Annotated in this window: 21 protein-coding genes; 13 read left to right on the forward strand and 8 right to left on the reverse strand. The window is 65.4% G+C overall.

Annotated features, from left to right (window positions below; genetic code table 11):
• Position 1: 1 nt before the first annotated feature.
• Positions 2 to 1,423, reverse strand: coding sequence for an amidase (locus JQ507_09415; GenBank protein ID QRI71665.1), 1,422 nt, complete (start codon positions 1,421 to 1,423; stop codon positions 2 to 4).
• 244 nt (positions 1,424 to 1,667) lie between these two features.
• Positions 1,668 to 2,444 (reverse strand): SDR family oxidoreductase, encoded by a 777-nt coding sequence (locus tag JQ507_09420; GenBank protein ID QRI71666.1) that lies wholly within the window; start codon positions 2,442 to 2,444, stop codon positions 1,668 to 1,670.
• Positions 2,445 to 2,612: 168 nt separating this feature from the next.
• On the opposite strand from JQ507_09420, the gene JQ507_09425 reads away from it, so the two are divergent.
• Positions 2,613 to 3,689, forward strand: a complete 1,077-nt coding sequence (locus JQ507_09425; GenBank protein QRI71667.1) for a tartrate dehydrogenase — start codon at positions 2,613 to 2,615, stop codon at positions 3,687 to 3,689.
• 150 nt (positions 3,690 to 3,839) lie between these two features.
• On the opposite strand, the gene JQ507_09430 is transcribed toward JQ507_09425, so the two are convergent.
• The 3 genes from JQ507_09430 to JQ507_09440 form a co-directional block, all read right to left on the reverse strand.
• Entirely contained in the window at positions 3,840 to 4,751 is a 912-nt protein-coding gene (locus JQ507_09430; protein QRI71668.1) for a 3-phosphoglycerate dehydrogenase, read from the reverse strand.
• 29 nt (positions 4,752 to 4,780) lie between these two features.
• Entirely contained in the window at positions 4,781 to 6,031 is a 1,251-nt protein-coding gene (locus JQ507_09435) for a Zn-dependent hydrolase (protein ID QRI71669.1), read from the reverse strand.
• 123 nt (positions 6,032 to 6,154) lie between these two features.
• Positions 6,155 to 7,072 carry a LysR family transcriptional regulator gene (locus JQ507_09440; GenBank protein ID QRI71670.1) on the reverse strand — a complete coding sequence of 306 codons (918 nt, stop codon included), beginning with the start codon at positions 7,070 to 7,072 and terminating at the stop codon, positions 6,155 to 6,157.
• A 119-nt stretch (positions 7,073 to 7,191) separates the two neighbouring features.
• On the opposite strand from JQ507_09440, the gene JQ507_09445 reads away from it, so the two are divergent.
• The 6 genes from JQ507_09445 (at position 7,192) to JQ507_09470 (ending at position 12,854) form a co-directional block, all read left to right on the forward strand.
• Positions 7,192 to 8,004, forward strand: coding sequence for a putative hydro-lyase (locus JQ507_09445; GenBank protein QRI71671.1), 813 nt, complete (start codon positions 7,192 to 7,194; stop codon positions 8,002 to 8,004).
• Between the two features lie 85 nt (positions 8,005 to 8,089).
• Complete coding sequence (locus tag JQ507_09450; protein QRI71672.1) at positions 8,090 to 9,337, forward strand: ABC transporter substrate-binding protein; 1,248 nt, start codon at positions 8,090 to 8,092, stop codon at positions 9,335 to 9,337.
• 236 nt (positions 9,338 to 9,573) lie between these two features.
• Positions 9,574 to 10,452, forward strand: a complete 879-nt coding sequence (locus JQ507_09455; protein QRI71673.1) for a branched-chain amino acid ABC transporter permease — start codon at positions 9,574 to 9,576, stop codon at positions 10,450 to 10,452.
• The gene (locus JQ507_09460; GenBank protein QRI71674.1) at positions 10,452 to 11,438 is read left to right on the forward strand and encodes a branched-chain amino acid ABC transporter permease; all 987 of its coding nucleotides are present in this window, start codon (positions 10,452 to 10,454) and stop codon (positions 11,436 to 11,438) included. The genes JQ507_09455 and JQ507_09460 overlap by 1 nt, the downstream gene beginning before the upstream one ends.
• On the forward strand, positions 11,435 to 12,166 hold the full coding sequence (locus JQ507_09465) for an ABC transporter ATP-binding protein (GenBank protein ID QRI71675.1): 732 nt from the start codon (positions 11,435 to 11,437) through the stop codon (positions 12,164 to 12,166). Before JQ507_09460 ends, JQ507_09465 begins: the two co-directional genes overlap by 4 nt.
• A complete protein-coding gene (locus tag JQ507_09470; protein ID QRI71676.1) occupies positions 12,150 to 12,854 on the forward strand; it encodes an ABC transporter ATP-binding protein in 705 nt (234 codons plus the stop codon). Before JQ507_09465 ends, JQ507_09470 begins: the two co-directional genes overlap by 17 nt.
• A 151-nt stretch (positions 12,855 to 13,005) precedes the next feature.
• Here JQ507_09470 and JQ507_09475 read toward each other — a convergent pair whose 3' ends face one another.
• Entirely contained in the window at positions 13,006 to 13,662 is a 657-nt protein-coding gene (locus JQ507_09475) for an aldolase (GenBank protein QRI71677.1), read from the reverse strand.
• 171 nt (positions 13,663 to 13,833) lie between these two features.
• On the opposite strand from JQ507_09475, the gene JQ507_09480 reads away from it, so the two are divergent.
• The 6 genes from JQ507_09480 to JQ507_09505 all read left to right on the forward strand — a co-directional run bounded on the left by JQ507_09480 (position 13,834) and on the right by JQ507_09505 (position 23,435).
• Positions 13,834 to 14,745: an NAD-binding protein gene (locus tag JQ507_09480; GenBank protein QRI71678.1), complete on the forward strand. Its 912-nt coding sequence runs from the start codon at positions 13,834 to 13,836 to the stop codon at positions 14,743 to 14,745.
• A gap of 12 nt (positions 14,746 to 14,757) precedes the next feature.
• Positions 14,758 to 15,540 (forward strand): hydroxypyruvate isomerase family protein, encoded by a 783-nt coding sequence (locus JQ507_09485; protein ID QRI71679.1) that lies wholly within the window; start codon positions 14,758 to 14,760, stop codon positions 15,538 to 15,540.
• The gene (locus tag JQ507_09490) at positions 15,537 to 16,814 is read left to right on the forward strand and encodes a four-carbon acid sugar kinase family protein (protein ID QRI71680.1); all 1,278 of its coding nucleotides are present in this window, start codon (positions 15,537 to 15,539) and stop codon (positions 16,812 to 16,814) included. The genes JQ507_09485 and JQ507_09490 overlap by 4 nt, the downstream gene beginning before the upstream one ends.
• A gap of 199 nt (positions 16,815 to 17,013) precedes the next feature.
• The gene (locus JQ507_09495; GenBank protein ID QRI71681.1) at positions 17,014 to 18,705 is read left to right on the forward strand and encodes an MCP four helix bundle domain-containing protein; all 1,692 of its coding nucleotides are present in this window, start codon (positions 17,014 to 17,016) and stop codon (positions 18,703 to 18,705) included.
• A gap of 361 nt (positions 18,706 to 19,066) precedes the next feature.
• A complete protein-coding gene (locus tag JQ507_09500) occupies positions 19,067 to 22,246 on the forward strand; it encodes an efflux RND transporter permease subunit (protein QRI71682.1) in 3,180 nt (1,059 codons plus the stop codon).
• Positions 22,233 to 23,435: an efflux RND transporter periplasmic adaptor subunit gene (locus JQ507_09505; protein QRI71683.1), complete on the forward strand. Its 1,203-nt coding sequence runs from the start codon at positions 22,233 to 22,235 to the stop codon at positions 23,433 to 23,435. The genes JQ507_09500 and JQ507_09505 overlap by 14 nt, the downstream gene beginning before the upstream one ends.
• Positions 23,436 to 23,598: 163 nt before the next feature.
• Here JQ507_09505 and JQ507_09510 read toward each other — a convergent pair whose 3' ends face one another.
• A complete protein-coding gene (locus tag JQ507_09510; GenBank protein QRI71684.1) occupies positions 23,599 to 25,110 on the reverse strand; it encodes an acetyl-CoA acetyltransferase in 1,512 nt (503 codons plus the stop codon).
• 143 nt (positions 25,111 to 25,253) lie between these two features.
• Positions 25,254 to 26,387: a nitronate monooxygenase gene (locus tag JQ507_09515; GenBank protein QRI71685.1), complete on the reverse strand. Its 1,134-nt coding sequence runs from the start codon at positions 26,385 to 26,387 to the stop codon at positions 25,254 to 25,256.
• Positions 26,388 to 26,502: the final 115 nt, after the last annotated feature.

Genomic DNA, 26,502 nt, shown 5'->3' on the forward strand with positions numbered 1-26,502 from the left:
CTTATCGCGGCGGCCGCGGATCGATCGGGGTGGTGCCGCGCACGCCCAAAATATCCTCCAGCACTTTCGCGCCGGCCAGAAGCTGCGCCTCGGCGCGCGGCTTGGCCACCATCTGCAGGCCGACCGGCAGGCCCGATGCGGTGAAGCCGCAGGGCAGCGACAGCGCCGGGCAGCAGGCCAGCGTGATCGCATAGACGATGCCGAGCCATTCGACGTAATTGTCGAATGTCTTGCCGTCGCACTCGGCCACATAGCGGTGCTCGACCGGGAATGGCGGCACGATGGTCGCGGGTGCCAGCAGCAGATCGTAGGTCTCGAAGAATTCGAGCGCACGCTGCGTCATCGCGACGCGCTGGGCCTCGGCGCGCTCGAGCTTCTCGACGGTGAGCTTCAGCCCCGCTTCGATGTTCCAGATCACCTCAGGCTTCAGCAAATCGCGCTTGGTTCGCAGCAATTCGGCCTTGCTGATCGCGAAATCGAACGCGCGCAGCACGTGGAAGCATTCATGGGCCTCGCGCAGATCGGGATGGGCCTCCTCGACGATCGCGCCGGCTTCTGCGAACCGCTCCGCTGCCTTGCGCGTCACGGCCTTGACCTCCGGATCGACGGGCGTGATGCCGAGATCGGGCGAATAGGCGATGCGCGTCGGCTTGTTGCCCGAACGCGTGGCCGACAGGAAGGACGTCGACAGCGCCGGCAGCGACAGCGGATCGGCGGCATGCTCGCCGCTCATCGCGTCGAGCAGCAACGCCAGATCCTCGACATTGCGCGCCATCGGCCCCTGCACGCCGAGGGTGCGGTCGATGCCGAATTTCGGGGTGTGCGCGACGCGGCCGATCGAGGGCCGCAAGCCGACGACGCCGCAGAAGCTCGCCGGGTTGCGCAGGCTGCCGCCCATGTCGGAGCCGTGCGCGAGCCACGCGGTGCCGCTGGCGAGCGCCGCAGCGGCGCCGCCGGAGGAGCCGGCCGCCGAGCGCGACGTGTCCCAGGGATTGCGGGTCGGGCCGAACACTTCATTGAAGGTGTTGGCACCGGCGCCGAATTCCGGCGTGTTCGACTTGGCGTAGATCACGCCGCCGTTCTGTTCGAGACGCTCGACCAGGATGTCGGATTTCGCCGGGACGTTGTCCTTGAAGATCGGCGAGCCCAGCGTGGTCAGCACGCCGGAGACGGCGGTGAGGTCCTTGATCGGAACGGGAAGGCCCGCGAGCAGGCCGCGTTCGCCGGCCGGCTTCTGCATCAGGGCCTTGGCATGGGCGCGGGCGCGGTCGAAGCACAGTGTTGGCAGCGCGTTGACCTTGCCGTCGACCTCGGCGATGCGCCTTTCCAGCACGTCCAGCAGATCGAGCGGCGTGACGTCACCGGCTTTCAGTTTGTCGACGACGGCACACGCCGTTTCCTTCACCAAGCCCTGATCAGCCATGTGCCTGTCTCCGTTTGCTGGAAGTCTTCTGTTCGTGATGCTGTAGTCCATTTTGTCGGAAAGTGGAAACCGCCGAGGTTGCAAACGGCCTCCTTAACCCACGTCATCCCCGCGCAAAGGCCTTGCCTTTGTCGCTGCAGGAGTGAGCTCTTGCGAGCCTCGAAGGACGACGTGGCCCGTGGCGCATCCTTCGAGACGCCTGCTTCGCAGGCTCCCCAGGATGACGACCGAGCAGGCTGCGCTGCTAACCCCACCCCGACGTCAGCCCGCCATCGACCGTGTAGATCACGCCTGACGTGTAGCCCGCGCGATCAGAGGCGAGGAACGCCATCAGGTCGCCGATCTCGCGTGCATGCGCGGGACGGCCGAGCGGTAGCCCCTTCTGGAATTCCTTGTAGCGGTTCTCGTCGCCGAACTGGTTCTTGGCGCGGGTCTTGAGCAGGGTGACGTGGCGGTCGGTGCCGACGGGGCCGGGGTTGATGCCGACCACGCGGATATTGTCGGCGAGGCTCTTGCCGCCGAGCGCGCGGGTGAACGACATCAGCGCCGCATTGCCGGCGCTGCCGCAGATGTAATTGGCGTCGAACTTCTCGCCGGCCGCGCCGATGTCGTTGACGATCACGCCGCCGCCGCGCGCCTTCATCCGGGCGTAGACCGCGCGCGTCAGATTGATGTAGCCGAACACCTTGAGCTCCCAGGCATGCCGCCAGGTCGCCTCGTCGATCTTGTCGATCGAGCCGCCCGGGATGTCGCCGGCATTGTTGACCAGGATATCGATATCGGCGGCCTCCTTGGCCAGCCGCGCGAGGTCCTCAGGCTTGCGCAGGTCCACCACGCTGATCGCGGCGTCGATCTGGTGCGCGGAACGCAGCCGCTCGGCGAGCGCCTTGAGCTGGTCGCCGTTGCGGGCGGCGAGCAGCAGATTGGCGCCTTCCTCGGCAAAGGCTTCGGCGGCGGCCGCGCCAATGCCCTTGGAGGCGCCGGTGATCAGGACACGCTTGCCGCGCAGATGCAGATCCATGGGATGTCTCGCTTTGGGTTGAGGAGTGGGTGTCGGCGAAATTGGTGGGCAGGGTCGCGCCGCGGTCAACACTGCACTGCAGCGTTGCGCTCGCGCGAAGTTTGGTCCATTGCAGGGCGATCAGGATAGGCGGCATTGCCGGCCGGGCAAATCACAAGGGTGTTCTCGATGAGCAGCAAGAAGCAGTACCGGATTGCGGTCATCCCCGGCGACGGCATCGGCAAGGAAGTGATGCCGGAGGGCCTGCGCGTGATCGAGGCGGCGGCGAAAAAGCACGGCGTCGACGTCAAGTTCGATCATTTCGATTTCGCCTCCTACGACTATTACGAGAAGCACGGCGAGATGATGCCGGCCGACTGGAAGGACAAGATCGGCAAGCACGACGCGATCTATTTCGGCGCGGTCGGTTGGCCGGCCAAAATCCCGGACCACATCTCGCTGTGGGGCTCGCTGATCAAGTTCCGCCGCGAGTTCGACCAGTACGTCAATTTGCGCCCGGTGCGGCTGATGCCTGGCGTGCCGTCGCCGCTGGCGAACCGCAAGCCCGGCGACATCGATTTCTGGGTGGTGCGCGAGAACACCGAGGGTGAATACTCCTCGGTCGGCGGTCGCATGTTCCCGGATACCGACCGCGAATTCGTCACCCAGCAGACCGTGATGACACGCATCGGCGTCGACCGCATCCTGAAGTTCGCCTTTGATCTCGCGCAGTCGCGGCCGAAGAAGCACCTGACCTCGGCGACCAAGTCGAACGGCATCTCCATCACCATGCCCTATTGGGACGAGCGCGTGGAGGCGATGGCCAAGAAGTATCCCGGCGTGAAGTGGGACAAGTACCACATCGACATCCTGACCGCGAACTTCGTGCTGCATCCGGATTGGTTCGACGTCGTGGTCGGCTCCAACCTGTTCGGGGACATCCTCTCCGACCTCGGCCCGGCCTGCACCGGCACCATCGGCATCGCGCCGTCGGGCAACATCAATCCGGAAGGCGATTTCCCCTCGGTGTTCGAGCCGGTGCACGGCTCGGCGCCTGATATCGCGGGGCAGGGCATCGCCAACCCGATCGGCATGATCTGGTCGGGCGCAATGATGCTGGAGCACCTCGGCGAGAAGCAGGCCGCGGATGCCATCGTCGGCGCGATCGAACGCACGCTCGGCGAACGCACGCTGCGCACGCGCGATCTCGGCGGCAATGCCGACACCACGGCGTGCGGCAAGGCCGTCGCGGAGATGGTGGATTAGGGGCTTTCGCCCTCTCCCCTTGTGGGAGAGGGTGGCTTCGATGCGGAAGCATCGAAGCCGGGTGAGGGGTTCTCTCCGCGGATGCAGACCCCTCATCCGTCGCGGACTTCGTCCGCGCCACCTTCTCCCACAAGGGGAGAAGGAAAGAGGTCACCCCTTCACGATCCGCCGGCAATGCTGCCATGCCGCGTGGATCAGGTTCTCGCTCGCCTCCGGCGTGCGGAAGGCGGAGTGCGCCGACAGCGTCACGTTCGGGATTTTGGTCAGCGGATGATCCTTCGGCAGCGGTTCGATGTTGTAGACGTCGAGGCCGGCGTGGCGGATGTGGCCTGAGTTGAGCGCATCGATCATCGCCTGCTCGTCGACGATGGCGCCGCGGGCGGTGTTGATCAGCACCACGCCCTGCTTCATCTTCGCGATCTTGTCGCGCGTGATCATCCCGCGGGTCTCGTCGTTCAAGAGCAGATGGAGCGAGACTACGTCGCTGGTCGCCAGCACCGTGTCGAGATCGGTGAATTCGACGCCGGGATGGCTCTTGGGCGATCGGTTCCAGGCGATCACCTTCATGCCGCTGCCGTGCGCGATGCGGGCGACCTCGGCCGCGATGCCGCCGAAGCCGACCAGGCCAAGCGTCTTGCCGGTGAGCTGCATGCCGTCTTCGCGCAGCCAGTTGCCGGCGCGCATCTCGCGGTCCATCTGCGCGATCACCCGCGCCGACGACCACATCAGCGCGATCGCGGACTCCGCGACCGCGGTGTCGCCATAGCCCTTGATCAGGTGCACGGCGATGCCGAGGTCGGCGAGCTCTTCCGGGTTCATGTAGCTGCGCGCGCCGGTGCCGAGGAACACGACATGCTTCAGGCCGGCGCATTTCTTCGCAACGTCGGTCGGCAACGCGGTGTGATCGACCACCGCGATCTCGGCGCCGTCGAGCACCGCCGGATAGTCCTCGGGCTTGATGTCGGGATTGCGGTTGATCCGCATCTTGGGATCGCCGGGTTTTTCCAGGCGCTCGGTGATGACAGCGAGCGATTCATTGGCGTCGACAAACACTGCGCGCACGAAAGCCTCCATCGAAGGGGGTATGAAGATCAGGATGCGACGCCGGCGAGCGCCAGCACCGTATGCATCAGGACGTTGGCGCCGGCGGCGCAATCGGCCTGCGTGGCGTCTTCCAGTTCGTTGTGGCTGATGCCGTCCTTGCAGGGCACGAACACCATCGCGGCCGGCATCACCGTGTTGAGGTTGCAGGCATCATGGCCGGCACCCGAGGTGATGCGGCGATGCGAATAGCCGAGCTGCGTTGCCGCATTCTCGACCGCGTCGACCAGTTTCGAATCGAAATGCGTCGGCGCCTTGCGCCAGACCAGGTCGAGCTGGACCTCGACCTTGCGCTTTGCTGCGATCTCGGCGACCGCGGCGCGCAGGTCGCGGTCCAGCGCATCCATGATCCCTGCATCGGCGCTGCGGCAATCCACCGTGAAGGCGATCTCGCCGGGGATGACGTTGCGCGAGGGCGATGCGATCACGGCCTCGCCGATGGTGCCGACCGCCTTCGGGCCGTGTTTCCTGGCGATGCTCTCCATCGCCAGCACGATCTCCGACAGCGTCGCCAGCGCGTCGCGGCGCAGCGGCATCGGGGTCGAGCCGGCATGGCTCTCGAAGCCCACGATCTTGCCATCGTACCACAGCACGCCCTGGCCCGAATCGACCACGCCGATGGTCTTGCCCTCGGCCTCCAGGATCGGGCCCTGCTCGATATGCAGCTCGACGAAGCCCGAGAATTTCTGTCGGCCGACCGGGGCGTCGCCGCGATAGCCGATCGAGTCCAGCGCCTGCGCCACCGTGACGCCCTCGGCGTCCTTGCGCGACAGGATGTCGTCGGTGGTGAAATCGCCGACATAGGCGGCCGAGGCCATCATCGCCGGCGCAAAGCGCGAGCCTTCCTCGTTGGTCCAGTTGCAGATGCAGATCGGCAGCTCGGTCTCGATCCCGGCATCGTTCAAGGTGCGCACCAGTTCGAGCCCGGCGAGGGTGCCGAGGATGCCGTCATATTTGCCACCGGTCGGCTGGGTGTCGAGATGCGAGCCGACGCCGATCGGCGGTTTCGACATGTCCCGGCCCTTGCGCAGGCCGAACATCGAGCCGAGCGCATCGACATGCACGTCCAGGCCGGCGTCCTCGCAAGCCTTGCGGAACCAGTCGCGCACCTGCTTGTCCTCGGCGCTCAAGGTCAGCCGCCGCACGCCGCCCTTCTTTGTTGCACCGAACTGCGCGGTTTCGTGGATGGTGCCCCAGAGGCGGGCGGAATCGATCTGCAGGTTGGTGGCGGCTCGGCTCATGTCGTCAGTCCATTTCAGCTATCATTCCGGGGTGGCTTGAAGAGCCGAACCCGGAATCTCGAGATTCCGGGTTCGATGCTGACGCATCGCCCCGGAATGACGTTTTGATTATCCGGCACTCGTTCAATGACGCGCTACTCTCGCGTCGTCAACCGCCACGCTCGCCTGTGCGATCTGTCGGGCGAGATGGGCGACGCGCTCGATGGCGACCGCATCGGGCGAGGCGAGCCAGCTCGCGGTGAAGGTGAGCGGCGGCAGCTTGAGGTCGGTGTCGAGCAGTTGCAAGCGCCCGTCGGACAATTCGTTCTCGACGATTGCCGACGGAATCACCGCAATGCCAAGGCCTTCATTGGCCATGTGGATCACGGTCGCGAGCGAGGTCGAGGCGTGCAGCCGGATCGGCGGCAGATCGGGTGCGTTGAACAAGGCGCGCACGGTCTCGTAGGGCTGGGTCTTGCGCGGAAAGGTGATGATCGGAAACCGCGCCAGGTCCTGCCGCGCCACCGGGCCGTCGCCGAGGCCGAGCGACGGGCTCGCCAGGAAGCCGATCGGATAATCGCACAGCACATGGTTGTGCGCGCCGGAGGCGGAGACCGGTCCGAGCACGAAGGCGAGCTCGATCTCCTGCGCCAGCAGCCGCGGCGTCAGGTTCGGTGTGATGTCGACCTCGATCTCCAGCGACAGGTTCGGGTAGATCTCGTTGACGCTCTTGACCAGCCGCGGCAGCCAAGTGTGCACGATGGTCTCCGCGACACCGAGCCGCAGCGCGCCGCGCATCGCCGAACGGTCGCCGACCTCGGCCATCATCTCCGAGCGCAGGCCGATCAGTTTCTCTGCGTAGATCAGCATCAGCCGCCCGCTCGGCGTCGGCGAGGCCACCCGGTGGTCGCGGTTGAGCAGTTTGACGCCCATCTCGCGCTCGAGCTGGGCAATGCGCTGGGAGATCGCCGGCTGGGTGGTGTTGAGCCGCTGGGCGGCGCCGCGGAAGCTGCCGAGCTTGACGACCCAGAGGAAGGTTTCGATCGAGCGGAAGTCCGTCATGGAAGCATTTTCCCGATCGATAAATTCTAATTATCGATTTTGATTAGAAAGGACGATTAGACATTATATCACGCTTGGTGTTGGTTTGTCCTTGTCGAGATTATGGGCAGGAGAATCCCATGACTGTTTTTGCGGCAGTGCAGCGATCTCAAGGGGAACCGGGGCTGGCGAGCGTCGAAGCGCGGCGCGCCTGCCGTGGCGGCATGGCCTCGGCGACCACGGCCGGTCTCGCCAACGGCTTCGTCCAGGGCAATCTCGCGATCCTGCCGGAGAAGCTCGCCGGCGCCTTCCACCGCTTCTGCCAGCTCAATCCGAAGCCGTGCCCGATCATCGGCATGTCCGACGTCGGCGATTTCAGGATCCCGGCGCTCGGCCTCGACCTCGACATCCGCACCGACGTGCCGCGCTACCGGGTCTGGCGCGACGGCGAGGTGGTGGACGAGCCGACCGACATCACCAAATACTGGCGCGACGACCTCGTCACCTTCGTGCTCGGCTGCTCCTATTCGTTCGAGGAGGCGCTGCTGGATGACGGGCTGCCGATCCGTCACATTGAGCGCAACCTGCGTGTGCCAATGTACCGGACCAATATCGCCTGCAAGCCGTCGGGGCCGTTCGAAGGACCCATGGTGGTGTCGATGCGCCCGTCGGCGGATGCGATCCGCGCGGTGCAGATCACGTCGCGCTTTCCGTCGGTGCACGGCGCGCCGGTGCATCTCGGCCATCCGCATGCGATCGGCATCAAGGATATCACCAAGCCCGATTATGGCGATGCGGTGCCGGTGGCCGATGACGAGATCCCGGTGTTCTGGGCTTGTGGCGTGACGCCGCAATCGGTGATCGCAGCTGCGAAGCTGCCGTTCGCGATCACGCATGCGCCGGGGCTGATGCTGGTGACCGATCTCAGGAACAGGCAGCTCGCTGTGCTCTGAATAGGCAATTCGTGCAATTCATTGAGGCTTTACTGCGCGCTACAAGCGTCACATCGATAAGAACAAAGCTGAAGGGGAAATTTCGATGACGATCTCTCGCCGTAACGTATTGCTGGGTGCCACCGCCGCCGCCGCGCTCGGTCCGATCGCCGCGCGCGCGCAGACAAGCGAAGTGGCCATCGGCGTGATCTATCCGCTGTCCGGCTCCAGTGCCGCGATCGGCGTCGATGCGCAGCATGCCTTCAACACCGCGGCCGACATCATCAACAAGAACTACGATTTCGCGCTGCCGCTCGCCAAGGGCGAGGGCCTGTCCGGCCTCGGCGGCGCCAAGGTCAAGCTGGTGTTCGCCGACCACCAGGCCGATCCGCAGAAGGGCCGCGCCGAGACCGAGCGCCTGATCACCCAGGAGAAGGTCTGCGCCGTCGTCGGCACCTATCAGAGCGCGGTCGCCGTCACCGTCAGCCAGACCTGCGAGCGCTACGGCGTTCCGTTCATCTCGGCCGACAATTCCTCGCCGAGCCTGCACCGCCGCGGCCTGAAGTACTATTTCCGCGCCTCGCCGCATGACGAGATGTTCTCGGCTGCGATGTTCGACTTCTTCGATGCGATGAAGAAGAAGGGCCAGAAGATCGAGACCCTGGCGCTGTTCCACGAGGACACCATCTTCGGCACCGATTCGGCGAACGCCCAGACCAAGCTCGCGGCCGATCGCGGCTACAAGATCGTGGCCGACATCAAGTATCGCGCCAACTCGCCGTCGCTGACCGCCGAGGTGCAGCAGCTCAAGGCGGCCAATGCCGACGTGCTGATGCCGTCGAGCTACACCACCGACTCGATCCTCTTGGTCAAGACCATGGCGGAGCTCGGCTACAAGCCGAAGAACATCATGGCGCAGGACGCCGGCTTCTCGGAGAAGGCGACCTATGATGCCGTCGGCGACAAGCTCGAGGGCGTGATCTCGCGCGGCAGCTTCTCGCTCGACCTGGCGCAGAAGCGGCCGATGGTCGGTTTGATCAACGAAATGTACCGCGCCAAGTCCGGCAAGGACTTCAACGACTACACGTCGCGCCAGTTCATGGGCCTCATCATCATGGCCGATGCCGTCAACCGCGCCAAGTCGACCGACGGCGAAAAGATCCGCGAGGCGCTGGTCGCGACCGACATGCCCGGCGATGTCACCATCATGCCGTGGCGGCGGGTCAAGTTCGACGAGATGGGGCAGAACAACTTCGCCGATCCGGTGCTGCTGCAATATTCCGCGAAGAATTTCGTCACGATCTTCCCGGAACAGGCCGCCGTCTCCGAGGCGATCTGGCCAATGAACAGCTGACCGGTCGACCACTCTCCACGCGTCGTCCCGGGCAAGCGACTTGTCCGCCGAAGCTAAGCCAGCGAAGGCGGAAGCGCGACCCGGGACCCCCGCGCGAGTGCTTGCACTCGTCGCGCAACCACAGGCAGGCGTTTTGCGATGATAGGCTGTTGTCTTTTCTCCCTATGCATTTGTGGTAATGGGTCCTGGCCTTCGCCAGGACGACACCGGGGCCATACATTGACCGGGACGCAGCGGTGACAGCCGAGACCATTATCCAGAGTTTGGCGAGCGGCCTCCTGATGGGGCTGCTGTACGGACTGATCGCCGCCGGCCTCGCATTGATCTTCGGATTGATGGACGTCGTGAATTTCGCTCACGGCGAGTTCCTGATGATCGCGATGTACGCGACATTCTTCCTGTTCGCGTTCTTCGCGATCGATCCCTTGCTGGCGGCGCCGCTGGTTGCCGCGGCCTTGTTCGTGTTCGGCGCGGTGGTCTATCTGTTGGTGGTCCGCTTCGCGATGCGCGCCAAGGCCAATGCCGGCATGGTGCAGATCTTCTCTACCTTCGGCCTCGCGATCGTGATGCGGGGTCTGGCCCAGTTCTTCTTTACGCCGGACTACCGCAGCGTCACCAACTCCTGGGTCGGCGGCAAGACGATATCGATTGCCGGCATCTATTTGCCGGAGCCGCAGCTGATCGGCGCGATGCTGTCGATCGCAGCCTTCGTCGCGCTCTACTTCTTCATCAATCGCACCGATTTCGGCCGCGCGCTCGAGGCGACGCGCGAGGACGCCGGTGCGGTCGCCCTGGTCGGCATCGACAAGAACCGGGTGTTCGCGCTCGGCTGGGGCCTCGGCGCGGCCTTGGTCGGACTTGCCGGCGCCATCATGGCGATCTTCTTCTACATCTACCCCGACGTCGGCGCCTCCTTTGCGCTGATCGCCTACGTCACCGTGGCGCTCGGCGGCTTCGGCAGCGTGTTCGGCGCCTTTGCCGGCGGCATCATCGTCGGCCTGGTGGAAGCGACCACGGCGATGATCCTGCCGCCGTCGCTGAAATCGGTCGGCATCTATGCCGTCTATCTGCTGGTCGTCTTTGTCCGCCCGCGCGGCCTGTTCGGATCGATGTGATGGACACCCACTTCGCCCAACGCCGCAGGCGTGACCTGATCGTGGCGGCCTGCCTTGCGGCGGTCGCCGCGCTGGTGCCGCTGTTCGTCAAGGACGTCTACGTCCAGAACATCATGGTCCTGACCCTGATGTATGCCGCGCTGTCGCAGAGCTGGAACATCCTGTCCGGCTATTGCGGGCAGATTTCGCTCGGCCATGCGCTGTATTTCGGGCTCGGGGCCTATACCACCGCGCTGCTGTTCACCAAGTTCGGCGTGCTGCCGTGGTTCGGCATGCTGGCGGGCGGGGCGATCTCGGCCGTGATCGCGATGGCGCTGGGCTATCCCTGCTTCCGCCTGCGCGGGCATTACTTCGTGATCGCGACCATCGTGATCGCCGAGATCGCGCTGGTTTTGATCCAGAACTGGGATTGGGCGGGCGCCGCCCTCGGCATCGACATCCCGGTGCGCGGCGACAGCTGGCTGAAATTCCAGTTCGCCCGCTCGAAGCTGCCGTATTTCTATTTCGCGCTGGCGCTGGCCTGCATCGCCTGGTTCGTCACCTGGTGGCTGGAAGATTCCAAATGGGGTTTTTGGTGGCGCGCGGTGAAGGACAATCCCGACGCAGCCGAAAGCCTCGGCGTGGTCGTGTTCAATTCCAAGATGGGCGCGGCGGCTGTCTCGGCGTTCCTGGTCGCGGTCGGGGGCAGCTTCTATGCCCAGTTCGTCTCCTATATCGATCCCGAGAGCGTGATGGGCTTCCAGTTCTCGCTGTTGATGGCGCTGCCCGCCGTGCTCGGGGGCATCGGCACCTTGTGGGGCCCGGTCCTGGGTGCGGTGATCCTGATCCCGCTCACCGAGCTGACGCGCTCGTTCATCGGCGGGTCCGGCCGCGGCGTCGACCTGATCGTCTACGGCGCGCTGATCGTCGCGATCTCGCTGGCGCTGCCGAAGGGGCTGGTCAGCGTGTTCAGCATGCTCACCGGGCGCAAGGAGGCGGCGCGATGACCGCTCTCCTCGAAACCCGCGGCGTCTGGCAGCGCTTCGGCGGCCTCGTCGCCAACAGCGATGTCTCGATCTCGGTCGGGCGCGGCGAGATCGTCGGCCTGATCGGCCCCAACGGCGCCGGCAAGTCGACGCTGTTCAACCTGATCGCGGGCGTGCTGCCGCCGACCCAGGGCTCGATCATCTTCGACGGCGAGGACGTCACCCGCCTGCCGGCGGCGGAACGCTGCCAGCGCGGCGTCGGGCGCACCTTCCAGGTGGTCAAGAGCTTCGAGACCATGACGGTGATCGACAACGTCATCGTCGGCGCGCTGATCCGCAATACCAAGATGCGGATCGCGCGGCAGAAAGCCTATGAGGTGCTGGAGTTCTGCGGTCTTGCGGCGCGCGCCGACAAGCTGGCGGCCGATCTCGTGCCGTCGGAGAAGCGCCGGCTCGAAGTCGCGCGTGCGCTGGCGACCGAGCCGAAGCTGCTGCTGCTCGACGAAGTCCTCACTGGGCTCACGCCGGTCGAGGCGCAGACCGGCGTCGAGCTTGTGCGCAAGGTGCGCGCCACCGGCGTCACCGTGCTGATGGTCGAGCATGTCATGGAAATCGTGATGCCGCTGGTCGACCGCGCCATCGTGCTCAATCTCGGCAAGGTGCTGGTCGAGGGCAAGCCCGCGGAAGTCGTCCGCAATCCGGAAGTCATTTCCGCCTATCTCGGGGATCGTCATGCTGTCGGTGCGTGAAGTCACCACCGCCTATCAGGGCCTGGTTGCGATCTCCTCGGTGTCGATCGACGTCACCAAGGGCGAGATCGTCTGCGTCGCCGGCGCCAACGGCGCGGGCAAGTCGACGCTGTTGAAATCGATTGCCGGGGCCGAGCGTCCGCGCGCCGGCACCGTCACCTTCGACGGCACGCGCATCGACGGCCAGCCGCAGCATGTCATCACGGCCGGCGGCATCGCCTTCGTGCCGGAGAACCGCCGGCTGTTTCCGCGGCTTTCGGTAAGCGACAATCTGCGGCTCGGCAGCTATCTCTATCGCAGCCAGTCCGACCGCGATGCGCCGCTCGATCTGGTGTTCAATCTGTTCCCGCGGCTCGGCGAGCGGCTCGAGCAACGCGCCGAGACCTTGTCCGGCGGCGAGCAGCAGATGCTCGCGATCGGCCGCGCGCTGATGACGCGGCCGCGGCTGCTGATGCTCGACGAGCCGTCGCAGGGCATCATGCCGAAACTGGTGGACGAGATCTTCCAAGCCGTGAAACGCATCCGCGACGCCGGCATGACGGTCCTGATCGTCGAGCAGCGGATGGCCGAATGTTTGGAGATCGCCGACCGCGCCTACATTCTGCAGACCGGCCGCGTGCTGATGCAGGGCACCGCGGCCGAGATCAGCGGTAACCCGGACGTGCGCAAGGCGTATCTGGGGCTGTAGTTTCTCCGTCGTCCTGGACAAGCGAGCCAAGCGAGCGCGATCCAGGACCCATTACCACCGTCGTCCGTGTGGTGCGTGGTATGTCCGGGCATGTCGCGCCGCAACTGCATCCTGGGGTAATGGGTCCTGGCCTTCGCCAGGACGACGAAAGCTAATGCCCATGCTCCGGCAACGTCAGCCCGAACACCTTGGTCAAATCCGCCACCTGTTCGGGCGAGAGATAGCGCGGGTTGAGCCCGCGCAGCAGCAGATAGAGTTTGGCGGTTTCTTCGAGTTCCTCGGTCGCGAACACGGCCGCTTCCAGTGTGTCGCCGGAGACGACGGGGCCGTGATTGGCGAGCAGCACCGATGAATATTGCCCGGCAAGCCCCCTGATCGCGTCGGCGACCGCGGGATCGCCGGGGCGATAATAGGGCACCAGCGCGGTCTGGCCGCACTTCATGACGTAATAGGCCGTCATCGCCGGCAGCACCGCGCGCGGATCGATCTCGGGCAGCATCGACAGTGCGACCGAATGGGTCGAGTGCAGGTGCACCACGGCGCCGGCGCTCGTGCGCGTCTGGTAGAGCGCGGTGTGCAGCGGCACTTCCTTGGTAGGGGCATCGCCGGAGACGAGGCGGCCGCCACTGTCAAGCCGCGACATCTTCGCCGGATCGAGGAAGCCGAGCGAGGCATTGGTCGGCGTCACCAGCCAGCCGCCGTCGTCGAGCCGGACGCTGATATTGCCCGACGAGCCCGGCGTCAGCCCGCGCTCGAACAGCGAGCGGCCGAAGCGGCAGATGTCTTCACGAAGCTTTGTTTCGCTCATCCGGGTTTCGCTTTCGGCGTCATCTTTGCCGCCATCCGTTTTCAGCTTTGTCTCATGCTTTGGCAGCGCGGCCAAGCCGTGATAGGCAAGCAGCAACGCGCTTGATCGGGAAAGGCGAAAGCCGGTTTTCCGAAAATGCTCAAACAACCAAAAATCCTCAGGGATCGCCTTATGTCCAGTTCCGCAACACTGCACGTCGCCGTCATCGGACTGGGTTCGATGGGATACGGCATGGCGACCTCGCTCAAGCGCGCCGGCTTCGTCGTGACCGGCTGCGACGTGTCGGCCGATGCCGTCGCGCGCTTCGTGGCCGATGGCGGGAAGGGTGCGAAGACGCCGGCCGAGGCGGCCAGGGATGCCGACATCGTCGTCAGCGTCGTCGTGAATGCGGCGCAGACCGAGGCCATCCTGTTCGGTAAGGACGGCGCCGCCGAGACGCTGGCCAAGGACGCTGTCTTCATCTCCTCGGCGACCATGGATCCCGAGATCGCGCGGCGTCTCGCCAAGCAGCTCGAAGCCACCGGCCGGCATTATCTCGATGCGCCGATCTCGGGCGGCGCGCAGCGCGCGGCGCAGGGCGAGTTGACCATTCTCGCCTCCGGCAGTGCGGCGGCGTTCGCGAAGGCGCGGCCGGCGCTTGATGCGATGGCGGCAAAGCTCTACGAACTCGGCGATGCCGCCGGGCAGGGCGCCGCATTCAAGATGATCAACCAGCTGCTGGCCGGCGTGCACATCGCGGCCGCTTCCGAGGCGATTGCCTTTGCCGCCAAGCAGGGCCTCGATATCCGGAAAGTCTACGAGGTGATCACGGCCTCCGCCGGCAATTCCTGGATGTTCGAGAACCGCATGCCGCATGTGCTCGACGGCGACTATGCGCCGCGCAGCGCGGTCGAGATTTTCGTCAAGGACCTCGGCATCATCCAGGACATGGCGCGCAATGCGCGGTTCCCGGTGCCGGTCTCGGCCGCGGCGCTGCAGATGTTTCTGATGACGGCGGCCGCCGGCATGGGCCGCGACGACGATGCGTCGGTGGCGCGGATGTATGCCCAGGTCACCGGCACCAAGCTTCCCGGCGCGAAATAAGAGGATCCTGCAATGCCGCGCTTTGCCGCCAACCTCACCATGATGTTCAACGAAGTCCCGTTCCTCGACCGCTTCGACGCCGCGGCGAAATCGGGCTTTACCGCGGTCGAATTCCTGTTTCCCTACGACCATCCGGCCGAGGAGGTCGGCAAGCGGCTGAAAGGCGCCGGGCTGACGCAGGCGCTGTTCAACCTGCCGCCGGGCGACTGGAACGCCGGCGAGAAGGGATTTGCCGCGCTGCCGGATCGCTTCGCCGATCTGCAAGCGAGCCTGAAGACCGCGCTGCCCTATGCAGAGGCGACCGGCGTCAAGCGGGTGCATCTGATGGCGGGGATTGCCGATCGCAATGATCGGCATGCCGTCGAAGCCTTCTACAAATCGGTCGCTTACGCTGCGGAATTCTTCGCGCCGCACGGCCTCGACGTCGTGATCGAGCCGATCAATCCGCGCAACGTGCCGGGCTATTTCCTCAACGACTTCAACTTCGCGTACGAGTTGATCCGTGAACTCAAAATCCCGAACCTCAAGCTGCAGTTCGACATCTATCACTGCCAGATCATCCATGGCGACGTCACGATGCGGCTGCGCGAGATGATGCCGATCATCGGCCACATCCAGATCGCCTCGATCCCCTCGCGCAACGAGCCCGATGACGAGGAGCTGAACTATCCGTTCCTGTTCGGCGAGCTCGACCGGCTCGGCTACGGCGGCTTCGTCGGCTGCGAATACAATCCGCGCGGCAAGACCACGGACGGTCTGGCCTGGTTCAAGCCCTATGCCGGAGCAAGATCGTGACGCTGGCCCTTGGCTGCATCGCCGACGACTATACCGGCGCCTCCGACCTCGCCAATACGCTGACCCGCGCCGGCCTGCGCACGGTGCAGACCATCGGCGTGCCGGCGGACGATCTCGCGCTGCCCGAGGTCGACGCCGTCGTGGTGTCGCTGAAGAGCCGTTCGATTGAAGCCGGGCTTGCCGTGACACGGTCGCGTGCCGCGGAGGCCTGGCTACGCGACCGCGGCGCCGGGCACGTCCTGTTCAAGATCTGCTCGACCTTCGATTCCACCGACGCCGGCAATATCGGCCCGGTGATGGACGCGCTGCGCGCGGATTCCAAGGACAGCATCGTGCTGGTGACGCCGGCGTTCCCGGAAACCGGCCGCACCGTCTATCAGGGCAATCTGTTCGTCGGCTCCGTGCCGCTGAACGAGAGCCCGCTGAAGGACCATCCGCTCAATCCGATGCATGATTCCAACCTGGTCCGCGTGCTGGCGCGCCAGAGCCAGACCAAAATCGGCCTGGTGGATCTGGCGACGCTCGCCCGCGGCGCCGAGGCCGTGCGGGCGAAGCTCGCCGACCTTGCGCGGGGCGGCATCGGCGCTGCCATTGTCGATGCGGTGTTCGACCGCGACCTCGAGACCATCGGGCAGGTGGCGCTGGATCACCGTCTGTCGGTCGGCGCCTCCGGGATCGGGCTTGGATTGGCACGGGCGCTGGTCGCCACGGGCAAGGCCAAATCGGCTGTCGGAGAGGCAATCTCCACGGCCGCGATCGGCGGGCCGGCGGCCTGCCTCGCCGGCAGTTGCTCGCAGGCGACCCTGCGTCAGATCGCCGGCGCCGAGAAGGTGATGCCGGTGTTGCACCTCGACCCGGAGCGGGTGATCGCCGGCAAGGACGAGGCACAGCGCGCGCTCGCCTGGGCCAAGGAGCGGCTTGGCAAGGGGCCGGTCCTGATCGCCAGCAGCTCGACCCCGGATCAGGTCGCAGCTCTGCAATCGCGTCATGGCCGCGATGCAGCCGGACATGCTATCGAACAGGCCATGGCCGACATCGCGGAAGGGCTGGTGCAGTCCGGCGTGCACAGGATGGTGGTCGCCGGTGGTGAAACTTCAGGCGCCGTGGTCGATCGCCTGCGCATCCCGGGATTTCTGGTCGGGGCGGAAATCGCGGCAGGCGTGCCGGTTCTGCGCGCGGTCGGTGCTGGCAGTGGCGAGATGGTGCTTGCCTTGAAATCGGGCAATTTCGGCGGGCCGGAGTTCTTCTCCGATGCATTGGCATTGATGCCCTGATGCGCCGCTCGCGCATCTTGATGCGCCTTTCGCGCGTCATGTCACGGCAATGACGGGTATCTCCGTAGTTCAACGGGTAAGCAAATTAACCCTACTTAAGGAGGGGGGCTGGCTTTGATATCTGCGGCGTCCCGCAGCGCCATCAGTCATCTTCCCGCACGAACGGGCCTCGCGAGCCCGGCACCCCAGAGACATCATAATGTTCGCCAAATTCTCGATCCGCGCCAAGATCATTGCCGCGGTTGCGTTCCTGCTCGTCGCGCTGACGGGCATGGGCCTGCTTGCAGTTTGGAATATGCGGGCGATCAACGCCAGCACGGTCGACATCACGACCAATTGGTTGCCGAGCGTGCGCGTGCTCGGTGAGCTGCGCGCCGGGGTGATCACCTATCGCAACGTGATCCGCGAGCACATGCTCTCGGAAACGCTCGAAGAGAAGCTGGCGGCGGAAAAGACGCTCGCCGGTGTCGTCGAGATGAGCGCGAAGGCCCGCGCCAAGTACGAGCCGATGATTGCCACTCCGGAGGAGCGCGCGCTCTACCAACAGTGGTCCGAGACCTGGGACAAGTACAGGAAGGGCACCGAGGAGGTGATGGCCATCTCGCGCAAGGAAGCCGGCAAGCTTCCCCATGAGGCGCACGAGCTCAATACCAAGGTCGTGAACAAGATCGGCCTCGAGGCGGACGAAATCCTCAACAAGGACATCGAGCTCAACAATGTCGGTGCCGAAAAGGCCGCCCAGGACTCCGCGAGCAACTACAGCTCGGCCCTGATGATGGTCGCGGTGATCCTCGGCTTGGCGATCCTGATCAGCGTCGGCGTCAGCCTCTACACGGTTCGCGACATCTCGGCAGGCATTGCCTCGATCGTCAGCCCGATGCAGGCGCTCGGCCGCGGCGACCTCACCGCCGTCGTGCCGCACCAGGGTGAGAAGACCGAGATCGGCGCCATGGCCGATACGTTGCAGGTGTTCAAGGAAGCCCTGGTCGCCAAGAAGGCGGCCGACGAAGCCGCGGCTGCCGATGCCGAAGCCAAGATCGAGCGCGGCCGCCGGGTCGACACCATCACCCGCAATTTCGAACAGATGATCGGCGAGATCGTGCAGACCGTGTCGTCGGCCTCGACCCAGCTCGAAGCCTCGGCGAGCACCCTGTCGTCGACCGCAAGGCGTTCGCAGGAGCTGACCACCTCGGTCGCGGCCGCGTCCGAGGAGGCCTCGACCAACGTGCAGTCGGTGGCGTCGGCGACCGAAGAGCTGTCGTCGTCGGTGACCGAGATCAGCCGTCAGGTGCAGGAATCGGCGCGGATGGCCGGTGACGCCGTCGGCCAGGCGCGTACCACCAACGATCGCGTCAGCGAGCTGTCGAAGGCTGCTGCGCGGATCGGCGACGTCGTCGAGCTGATCAACACGATTGCCGGCCAGACCAATCTGCTGGCGCTGAACGCCACCATCGAGGCGGCGCGCGCCGGCGAGGCCGGCCGCGGTTTCGCGGTCGTGGCGTCCGAGGTGAAGGCGCTGGCCGAGCAGACCGCCAAGGCGACCGGGGAGATCGGCCAGCAGATCGCCGGCATCCAGACCGCGACCCAGGAGTCGGTCGGTGCCATCAAGGAAATCTCCTCGACCATCGAGCGGCTGTCGGAGATCTCGTCCACCATCGCGGCGGCGGTCGAGGAGCAGGGCGCAGCAACGCAGGAAATATCCCGAAACGTGCAGCAGGCGGCGCAGGGCACCCAGCAGGTCTCGGCCAACATCACCGACGTGCAGCACGGCGCCAATGAGACCGGCTCGGCCTCGAGCCAGGTGCTGTCGGCGGCACAGTCGCTCTCGGGTGACAGCAACCGCCTCAAGCTCGAGGTCGGCAAGTTCCTCGACGCCGTCCGCGCGGCCTGATCCCGCGGCCCGAACGATCTGCATCGGGCAACGAACACAAGCGTGGTGGGCCGACCGGCTCACCACGTTTTGCATTTTTGCAGGGCAGCGATGCGCTAGCCCGCGGCGGCCGAAACCGCATCCTCGGCCAGCCCGCTTTTGCAGCAGGGCTGTCTCTTTTTGATGACGACGCGATCGTGACCGGCTGCGCCTTGTCCGGCGCGTCCGCGGCCTCACGAAGGATGCCAAGGAAGTGAAGGCCGCCGCGGCTCCGCGGGTTGGCGTTTCGCACGGCATCGGGTAAATCGGCCGCTATCGGAACGGCTTTTGCAATGTCGATTCCTCTGCCCGGGGCGGGCTTCATTTCGGGAATGCTGCTTTTATGATCGCACTGGTTCGTATCGCGCTGAGCCGGCCATATACTTTCGTCGTGCTCGCGATCCTGCTGCTGATTATCGGACCGCTGGCGGCGCTCCGCACGCCGACCGACATCTTTCCCGAAATCCGCATCCCCGTGATCGGCGTGGCCTGGCAGTACACCGGCCTGCCGCCGGACCAGATGTCCGGCCGTATCACGACCCCGTTCGAGCGTACGCTGACCACGACGGTCAACGACATCGAGCACATCGTTGCTAACTCCTATAACGGCATCGGCATCGTCAAGATCTTCTTCCAGCCCAATGTCGATATCCGCACCGCCAACGCGCAGGTCACGGCGATCGCCCAGACCTTGCTGAAGCAATTGCCGCCGGGCGCGACGCCGCCCTTGATCCTGAACTACAGCGCCTCGACGGTTCCGATCATCCAGGTCGCGCTCTCGGGGGACGGCCTCACCGAGCAGAACCTCGCCGACATCGGCATCAACCAGCTGCGCACGCCGCTGGTCACGGTGCCCGGGGCCGCGATCCCGTATCCGTATGGCGGCAAGCAGCGCCAGATCCAGATCGACCTCAATTCGACCGCGCTGCAGGCGCGCGGCCTGTCGGGGCAGGACGTCGCCAACGCGCTTGCCGCGCAGAACCTGATCACGCCGGTTGGTACCCAGAAGATCGGCAGTTTCGAATACACCATCAATCTGAACAACTCGCCGCTCAAGATCGAGGAGCTCGGCGACCTGCCGATCAAGACCGTCAACGGCGCGATGGTCTATGTGCGCGACGTCGCCACCGTCCGCGACGGCAATCCGCCGCAGACCAACATCGTCCATGTCGACGGCAACCGCTCGGTGCTGATGATGGTGCTGAAGGCCGGCGCGGTATCGACGCTCGATATCATCGCCGGCATCAAGCAGAAGGTGATCGACGTCAAGGACCAGCTGCCGGACGCGCTCAAGATCGGCTTCGTCGGCGACCAGTCGGTGTTCGTCCGCGGTGCGATCACCGGCGTCGCCTTCGAGGGCGTGATCGCGGCGCTGCTGACCAGCGTGATGATCCTCTTGTTCCTCGGCAGCTGGCGCTCGACCGTGATCATCGCGGTGTCGATCCCGCTGTCGGTGCTCGGCGCCATCATCATGCTGTCCCTGATCGGCGAGACGCTCAACATCATGACGCTCGGCGGCCTTGCGCTCGCGGTCGGCATCCTGGTCGACGACGCCACGGTGACGATCGAGAACATCAACTACCATCTCGAGCAGGGCAAGCCGGTCGAGCAGTCGATCCTCGACGGCGCCAACCAGATCGTGACGCCGGCCTTCGTCTCGCTGCTCTGTATCTGCATCGTGTTCGTGCCGATGTTCTTCCTCACCGGCGTCGCGCGCTTCCTGTTCGTGCCGATGGCCGAAGCGGTCATGTTCGCGATGATCTGGTCGTTCATCCTGTCGCGCACCCTGGTGCCGACGATGGCGAACTATCTGTTGCAGCCGCATGTGCATCATGAGGGCGCGCCGCCGAAGTCGCGCAATCCCTTCGTCTGGTTCCAGCGCGGCTTCGAAGCCCGGTTCGAACGTATCCGCGGCGGCTATCATGGCCTGCTTGCGATGGCGCTCGGCCACCGCAAGGTGTTCGTCGGCGGCTTCCTTGCCGTGGTGGCCGTGTCGTTCCTGCTGGTGCCGTTCCTCGGCCGCAACTTCTTCCCGGCAGTCGACGCCGGCAACATCCTGATGCATGTCCGCACCCAGGTCGGCACCCGCGTCGAGGAGACCGCCAACCAGATGGCGGATGTCCAGAAGGCGATCCGCAAGCTGATCCCGGGCGAGATCGACACCATGACCGACAACATCGGCATGCCGATCTCCAGCATCAACCTGACCTACAACAACACCGGCGTGATCGGGCCGCAGGATGCCGACATCCAGATCAAGCTCAGGGAAGGTCACAAGCCGACCGAACAGCATGTCCGCACGCTGCGTGAGCAGTTGCCGCGGCTGTTCCCGGGCACCAGCTTCTCCTTCCTGCCGGCCGACATCGTCAGCCAGATCCTGAACTTCGGCGCGCCGGCGCCGATCGATCTGCAGATCCGCGGCGCCAATCTCGAGGGCAACTACGCCTATGCCAACAAGCTGCTGGCGAAGATCAAGCGCATTCCCGGCATCGCCGACGCGCGGATCCAGCAGTCGCCGAACAATCCGACCTTCAACATCGATGTCGACCGCACCCGCGCGCAATATGTCGGCCTGACCGAGCGCGACGTCACCAATTCGCTGGTGGTGAATCTCGCCGGCTCCTCGCAGGTCGCGCCGACCTACTACCTCAACCCCGACAACGGCGTGTCCTATTCGATCGTGATGCAGACGCCGCAGTACCAGATCGATTCGCTGAGCGCGCTGCAGACCTTGCCGATCACCGCGGCCGGCAATACCCAGGCGCCGATCCTCGGCGGCATCGCCGACATCAAGCGCGCGACCTCCAGCGCGGTGGTGTCGCAATACGACATCCAGTCGCTGGTGCAGATCTACGCCACGACGCAGGGCCGCGATCTCGGCGGCGTCGCGACCGACGTGCGCCAACTCATCGCCGACACCGCCAAGGAGGTGCCGAAAGGCTCGTCCGTGGTGCTGCTCGGCCAGGTGCAGACGATGAACTCCGCCTTCACCGGCCTCTTGTTCGGCCTGCTCGGCGCGGTCGTCTTGATCTACTTCCTGATCGTCGTGAACTTCCAGTCCTGGTCGGACCCGTTCGTGATCATCACGGCGCTGCCCGCAGCGCTCGCCGGCATCGTCTGGATGCTGTTCACGACGGAGACCACGCTGTCGGTTCCGGCGCTCACGGGCGCCATCATGTGCATGGGCGTTGCGACCGCCAACAGCGTGCTGGTGATCAGCTTCGCCCGCGAGCGCTATGAGGAGCTCGGCGATCCCGTCGCGGCGGCGCTGGAGGCCGGTTTCGTCCGGTTCCGCCCGGTGCTGATGACCGCGCTCGCGATGATCATCGGCATGGCGCCGATGGCGCTTGGGCTGGGCGAGGGCGGCGAGCAGAACGCGCCGCTCGGCCGTGCCGTGATCGGCGGCCTGATCTTCGCCACCTTTGCGACGCTGATGTTTGTTCCCGTGGTATTCAGTATGGTACACAAGAAGCAAGGCGCCAAAGTCGCCGCCTCATCGGAGATTCCGCATGCAGCCCACTGAACAGCGCCCGCCGGTGTCCCGCCGGAGATTGGGCATATTCGGCGTGGTTGCACTGGTCGGCGCCGGACTGATCGTCGGCACCGGGATCCGCGCGCGCGAGGAGCAGGACACCAGGCTGAAGGAATGGACTGACGACCAGGCCATTCCGACCGTCGCGGTGGCGCTGCCCAACGCCAAGGCGCTGAGCCCCACGATCGACCTGCCGGGCCGCCTCGAGGCCTATTCCCGCGCGCCGATCTATGCCCGGGTGTCGGGTTATCTGAAGACCTGGGACGCCGACATCGGCGCCCGCGTCAAGGCCGGCCAGGTGATCGCCGAGATCGAGGCGCCCGACCTCGATCAGCAATTGCTGCAGGCGCGCGCCGATCTCGCCAGCGCCCAGGCCTCGGCCAAGCTGTCCGAGGCGACGCTCGCCCGGCGCAAGACGCTGGTGGCCTCGAACTTCGTCTCGGCCCAGGAGATCGACGAGCGCACCGCCGACCTCTCCAACAAGAACGGCGCGGTCAGGGCGGGCCAGGCCAATGTCGAGCGGCTGGAAGCGCTTGCCGGCTACAAGAAGATCACGGCGCCGTTCGACGGCGTGGTGACCTCGCGCGACACCGATGTCGGTGCGCTGATCAATGCCGGCGGCAACTCCGGTCCGGCGATGTTCACGGTCTCCGACATCACCAAGCTGCGCGTCTATGTCAACGTGCCGCAGAACTACGTTCCGGCGATCAAGATCGGCGCCAAGGCCACGCTGAACCTGCCGGATTACCCGAACCGCAGCTTCCAGGCGACGGTGGAAGCCTCCTCGCAGGCGGTCGATGTCGCCTCTGGCACGACGCGGATGCAGCTCGGGCTCGACAATTCCTCCGGCGAGCTGATGCCGGGAAGCTATGCCAGCGTGAAGCTGAACCTGCAGCGTGATTCCACGCCGCTCAGCATTCCCGCCAGTGCGCTGATCTTCAACAGCAGCGGCCTGCGGGTCGCGACCGTCAGCCCTGACGACAAGGTGCTGTTCAAGACCGTGAAGATCGGCCGCGACCTCGGCAAGGAGATCGAGATCGCCTCGGGCCTCGCGCCCGACGACCGCATCATCACCGCCCCGCCGGACGGTCTTGCCGACGGCGATCATGTCCGCGTCACCGGCGCCGGCGCCAAGGGCAAGCCGACCACGGCCTCGGAAAAGCAGGACGTGAAGGGGTAGGGCGTCCTTTCTTACCTCGCCCCGCTTGCGGGGAGAGGTCGGATCGCATCGGTAGATGCGATCCGGGTGAGGGGGTACAGGTCTCTCGGCGTGCAGAACTCGCGGAAGCGGCCCCTCACCCCAACCCTCTCCCCGCAAGAGCGGGGCGAGGGAGCTTGGAGACCTATCCCACCCGCCATTCAAGCATGCCGTCACCGGCGGTGACGATGCTGCCGATACTGCCGACCGGCGTGCGGTTCATATTCTGCAGATGCGCCAGCGTCGCGGTGTCGCTCGCTGGGATGCGGCCGAGGGTGCGGCGGCCGTCTTCGGTGCGCAGCATGGTGACGCCATGCTCGACCTCGCCATTGGCGCGGTAGATCACGGTGAAGGCCTCGACCTTGCCCTTGCCGCCTGCCTCATCGGTGAACTCAGGTACGTTGCGGCGATGGCTGTCGGCCTCCGCCTGCACGGAGGTGTCCTGTTTCAGCGCGGCCGTCGGCGCCGCGCGCGACAGCACGAGGCCATGGTGCTTGGTGACGAAGCCGCCCTGGCCGTAGAGCAGGCCGAGCGTGCCGCCGTTGCGCAGCTTGCGCACCATCGCGCAGGCCGAATGCGTCATGTAGGTGTTGAGCGGCGCGCCGAAGAACGTAAGCCCGCCGGTCACGGTGGGCTGCACATCGGCACCTAAGCCCAGCGTCCGGCGCGCCATCTTCGGCACGCACGGGAAGCAGCTATAGAGCTCGATCGCATCGAACTTTTTGCCATCGCCGCCGACGAGGTCCATCACCGCCTTCAGCACCGCGGTCTGCGCGTGGCTCTCGACGAACTGGTCGCGGGTCAGGTAGTCGCGCGGCTCCTCCGCCGAGGCGCCGCCGAGCGGATAGATCAGCTTGTGCTCGGGCACGCCGGCGGCGCGCGCCTTGGCAAGGCTGGTCAGGATCAGCGCGCCGCCCATGTTCACGGTCGGGTTCGCCACCATCAGCTTGGTATACGGCCAGGCGATCATCCGGTTGTCGGGCGTCGCGGTCGTGATCTCGTCGCCGGTGAAGCGCTTTTTCAGCCAGGAGTTCGGATTGTCGGCGGCGACCCGCGCATAGGTCGACCACAGCTCGCCGGATTCCTTCAGCGCCTCGCGCGGCGTCTGGCCCCAATGCGCAGAGGTCGCGCTCTCATAGAGCGGATAGACCGTGATCGGCCTGAACACACCGAGCGTCACCGCCATCGGTTTCTGGAATGCGGCGCCGCGCTTCGGCTCCTCGACGTCATGCGCGAACGGCGTCCACGGCAATTCGACGCCCGCGCGCTGCGCCTTGGTCGCGGTCGATTGCGCCTCGGCGCCGCAAACTGCCGCCACGCTGCATTCGCCGCGGGCGATGCGCTGCGCGGCCTCGTGCAGATAGCGGATCGGGCTCTCGCCGCCGACCGGGCCATAATAGAGATGCGCCGGCGCAATGCCGAGCCGCTGTGCCAGCTGCTTCTCCGGATCGCGGTAGCGCCAGCTCAGGAAGTTGACGACGTCGAGCGACTGCAGGTCGGCGAGCAGTTTTGCGCCGCTGTCGGCCTCGGCGCGCTTCAGCGCTTCCTCGAGCAAGGTGAGGGGCTCGAGGCCGGCCGCGATATCCTTCGGACGGTCGACGATCTCGCCGACGCCGACGATGACGGGAATGCGGTCTTCGGGGATGCTGTTCGACATTCTTGTTGCTTCACTCTGCGATATTGGAATCGATGTTTGTTTGAGGCGTCATTGCGAGGAGCGAAGCGACGAAGCAATCCATCTATCCGCATACGCGGTGCAATGGATTGCTTCGCTTCGCTCGCAATGACGGGGAGGGGGTATCACTCCGCCACCAGCGCGTTCATGTGCTCGACGGCTTCGACGAAATCTTCCTTGAACTCCTGCACCACGGCACCGGCGGACTTCACGCTGTCGACCAGGCCGACGCCCTGGCCGACGAAGTAGCTGACGAGATCGCGGGCCTTCTCGTTGCCGGCCGCGGCGGCGCGGTCGATCGCGTTGAAAGCGTCGCGGCTGATGATGCTTTGCAGCGGCATCGGCAGCGCGCCGGGGCTGTCCGGCGAGCGGTCCCAGGCGTCGGTCCAGACCGAACGGAGTTGCCGCGCGGGCTTGCCGGTCCGGCCCTTGGAGCGGATCGCGTCGCGCGAGGAGGCCGCGATCATCTTCTCGCGGAAGATTTCAGAGGTCTCCGACTCAACCGTGGCAAGCCACACCGAGCCCGTCCAGGCGCCGGCTGCGCCCATTGCCATGCAGGCCGCCATCTGGCTGCCGGTCATGATGCCGCCGGCGGCGAGCACCGGCACGTCGCGGATCTTTCTGACCGCCTTGATCACCTCGGGCACCAGCACCATGGTCGAGACCTCGCCGCAATGGCCGCCGGCCTCGGTGCCCTGGGCGACCAGGATGTCGACGCCGGCCGCGACCTGGCGCAGCGCGTGTTCCTTGGAGCCGACCAGGGCTGCGACCGGCACGTTGTGCTGGCGGCCCATCTCGATCATCGCCCGCGGTGGCACGCCAAGCGCGTTGGCGATCAGCCTGATCGGATGGCGGAACGAGACCTCGAGCAATTGCAGCGCAGTCTTGGCATCGAACGGCTGCGGCTGGTTGTCGGCGACGCTCTGCGCCGTGAGCTCGATGTTGTATTTCTTCAGCAGATTGCGGGTGAAGTCGCGATGCTCCTGGGAAACGCGCTTCTCGAGGCTCTTCCAGGTGACGTTCTTCTCGCCGGCCGTCGAGATATTCTCGGGGATCAGCACGTCGATGCCATAGGGCTTGCCGTCGACATGATCGTCGATCCATTTCAATTCCTGCTCCAGCGTTTCCGGCAGATACCGGGTCGCGCCGAACACGCCGAAGCCGCCGGCGCGGCTGACCGCCGCCACCACGTCACGGCAATGGCTGAAAGCGAGCAGGGGAAATTCGATCCCCAGCATGTCGCAGATCGGTGATTTCATGGGTTGGTTTTCTCCCGATGGCCGCTTTTTGTGCTTGTTGGCATCAGCCCCTGCAACGCTAGCGCATCACGGTCAACGAAGCCAAGCGGGTTTCGGCTGCGGCGACTTGCGTGCA

This window comes from Bradyrhizobium sp. PSBB068 (genome assembly GCA_016839165.1).
In the GTDB taxonomy this organism is placed as follows: domain Bacteria; phylum Pseudomonadota; class Alphaproteobacteria; order Rhizobiales; family Xanthobacteraceae; genus Bradyrhizobium.